This window comes from Corallococcus sp. 4LFB, from assembly GCF_046520365.1.
GTDB lineage: Bacteria > Myxococcota > Myxococcia > Myxococcales > Myxococcaceae > Corallococcus > Corallococcus caeni.
On record NZ_JBKGHJ010000779.1, the window covers coordinates 1 to 2,641 of the forward strand.

Annotated in this window: 4 protein-coding genes and 1 pseudogene; all 5 read left to right on the forward strand. The window is 70.7% G+C overall.

Features of this window, described 5'->3' with window-relative positions; translation table 11 throughout:
* A partial coding sequence (locus tag ACLEQD_RS40995) for a tetratricopeptide repeat protein (RefSeq protein WP_410391352.1) occupies positions 1 to 569 on the forward strand: 569 nt, incomplete at its 5' end.
* A 12-nt stretch (positions 570 to 581) separates the two neighbouring features.
* The gene (locus tag ACLEQD_RS41000; protein WP_410391353.1) at positions 582 to 1,418 is read left to right on the forward strand and encodes an alpha/beta hydrolase; all 837 of its coding nucleotides are present in this window, start codon (positions 582 to 584) and stop codon (positions 1,416 to 1,418) included.
* Between the two features lie 53 nt (positions 1,419 to 1,471).
* Positions 1,472 to 1,813 carry a bactofilin BacN gene (bacN, locus tag ACLEQD_RS41005; protein ID WP_014397642.1) on the forward strand — a complete coding sequence of 114 codons (342 nt, stop codon included), beginning with the start codon at positions 1,472 to 1,474 and terminating at the stop codon, positions 1,811 to 1,813.
* Positions 1,814 to 1,878: 65 nt separating this feature from the next.
* Entirely contained in the window at positions 1,879 to 2,202 is a 324-nt protein-coding gene (locus ACLEQD_RS41010; protein WP_002636698.1) for a polymer-forming cytoskeletal protein, read from the forward strand.
* A gap of 3 nt (positions 2,203 to 2,205) precedes the next feature.
* Positions 2,206 to 2,641 (forward strand): annotated as a pseudogene (gene bacP, locus ACLEQD_RS41015) (bactofilin BacP); the annotation flags it as partial.

Genomic DNA, 2,641 nt, shown 5'->3' on the forward strand with positions numbered 1-2,641 from the left:
CTGCTGGAGCGCCAGGGCCGGGCCCGGAGGCGCTCGCGCTCCTGCGGGACGCCGTCGCGAAGGCACCCAGGGACCCGGAATTGCAGTTCGCCCTGGGCACCCTGCTGGAGCGCCAGGGCGACGTGGCGGGTGCGCTCTCGCGCATGCGGGCGGTGCTCGCGCTGAAGCCGGAGCACTCCGCGGCGCTGAACTTCCTGGGCTACACGCTGGCGCAGCGGGGCCGGGACCTGGATGCGGCGGAGCGGCTGGTGCGCCGCGCGCTGGCGCTCCGGCCCGACAACGCGGCCTACGTGGACTCGCTGGGGTGGGTGCACTTCCAGCGCGGCGAGGCGAAGAAGGCCGTGGAGGTCCTGGAGCGCGCGGTGGACCTGTCCCCGGACGACCCCGCCATCCTGGAGCACCTGGGGGACGCCTACCTCAAGGCGGGCCGCGCCCCGGAGGCCGCCCGGGTCTGGACGCGCGCGCTGGAGGTGCTGACCCTGGAGCCGGAGGCCGCCGAGCCCGCGGATCAGCGCACCTCCCTGGAGCGCAAGTTGAAGGCGCTACCCTCGACGGCGCCGGGCCGCTAAGGTCCCGGGCTCATGGCCCGCCACGACGAAGGCTTCTTCACCGGGAAGGACAACACCCGGCTGTTCTGGACGCTGGACCTGCCGGACTCAGGCCCCCGCGCGCACGTCGCCATCGTCCACGGCTACGGCGACCACATCGGCCGCTACCGGCCCGTCATCGACGCGCTGGTGCAGGACGGCTTCGCCGTGCACGGCTTCGACTACCGGGGCCACGGCCGCGCGGACGGCCGGCGCGCCTACGCCAGCAAGTGGACCGAGTTCCTCGACGACCTGGACGGCTTCTGGCAGCGCGTGCGCAAGGCCGCGGGCGACCAGAAGATCTTCCTCCTGGCCCACAGCCACGGCGGCCTGATGGCCGCGCACGCCCTCACCGGGCGGCTGGAGGGCCTGTCCGGCGCCATCCTCTCCGCGCCCTACCTCAAGCTGGCCATCAGCCCGCCCGCCGCGAAGGTGCTCGCCGCGCGCATGGTGGGCAGCCTGGTGCCGTGGATGAAGGTCCCCTCGGGCCTGGCCCCGGACATGCTCAGCACCGACCCGGAAATCCAGAAGGCAGTCACCGCGGACCCGCTGTACGTGCCCTTCGCCACGCCCCGCTGGTTCGTGGAGTCCACGGCCGCCCAGGGGCAGACGCTCGCGCTGGCGCCGAAGATTCAAGTGCCGCTGTTCGTGCTGTGCGGCCAGGAGGACGGGGTGGCGCTGCCGGCGGCGGCGCGGGCCTTCTTCGAGGCGGCGGGGACGGCGGACAAGAAGTTCAAGGAGTACCCCGGCATGCGGCACGAGCCGCTCAACGAGCGGGACCGCGCGACGGTGTTCCAGGACATCTCCGGCTGGATCTCCGCGCATCTCTGACATAATCAGGTCGCCCCGCTCCCGGTGGAGCAGGCGCTGGCGAGGATCACCTCATGGCACAGGGTGAAACGGGCATCATTGGCAAGGGCATCGTCATCAGGGGCAACCTCACGGGCGGAGGGGACCTGGTCATCGAAGGGCGTGTGGAGGGGCAGATCGCCCTCAAGAACCACCTCACCATCGAAGGCACCGGCAAGGTCCAGGCGGACATCCGCGCCGAGGAGCTGACCATCAACGGCGAGGCGAGCGGCAACATCGACGCTTCCACGCGCGTGGCCATCAACGCCTCGGCGAAGGTGGCGGGCGACATCAAGGCCCCGCGGGTCATCATCGAGGACGGCGCCGTGTTCAACGGCTCCATCGAGATGGACGTGAAGTTGCCGGACGACATCTAGCATCCACCGGGGTCCGTCCCACGGGCCCCCCAGGCGCACAGCTTCGAGCAAGGCGGACAACACTCATGGCGAATACGGTCATTGGTTCGAGCATCGTCATCGACGGGGAGATTTCCGGTGACGAGGACCTGGTCATCCAGGGCACCGTGAAGGGGAAGATCTCCCTCAAGGAGAGCCTGTACGTGGAGGGCTCGGGCGTCGTCGAGGCGGACATCGAGACGCAGAACGTGGAGATCGCCGGCCGCGTGACGGGCAACATCGTCGCCAGCGACAAGGTGGAGCTGAAGACGGACTGCCGCGTGGTGGGCGACATCAAGGCCCCGCGCATCCTCATCGCCGACGGTGCCTCCTTCAAGGGCAACGTCGACATGGACATGAAGGAGCGCTGATCCGTGGCCACCGCCAAGGACCTTGCAGGCAACACCGTCGACAACACCGTGGTGGGGCCGTCCATCCTCATCAGCGGTCGGCTCACGGGTGACGAGGACCTCACGGTCCGCGGCCGCGTCGAGGGTGAGCTCACCCTCAGCCGCACCCTCATCGTGGAGCCGTCCGGCGTGGTGAAGGCCAACGTGGCGGTGAAGAACGCCATCGTCAGCGGCGTGGTGGTGGGCAACATCAACGCCACCGAGAGCGTGGAGCTCACCCGCGAGGGCCGCATGGTGGGCGACATCCGCGCCCCCCGCGTCATCATCGTGGACGGCGCCAGCTTCCGCGGCCGCGTGGACATGGGCGACGTGGAGCCGGGCCGGCTGCCGGCCGAGCGCCCCGCCGTCACGCGCCCCAGGCGGTGACGCGTCCCACGGTGCGCCCGGGCGCACCCCGCCG

Coding starts and splice junctions, on each gene's coding strand:
- ACLEQD_RS41000 (WP_410391353.1), top strand. CDS start 582: ATGGCCCGCCACGACGAAGGCTTCTTCACCGGGAAGGACAACACCCGG.
- bacN (WP_014397642.1), top strand. CDS start 1,472: ATGGCACAGGGTGAAACGGGCATCATTGGCAAGGGCATCGTCATCAGG.
- ACLEQD_RS41010 (WP_002636698.1), top strand. CDS start 1,879: ATGGCGAATACGGTCATTGGTTCGAGCATCGTCATCGACGGGGAGATT.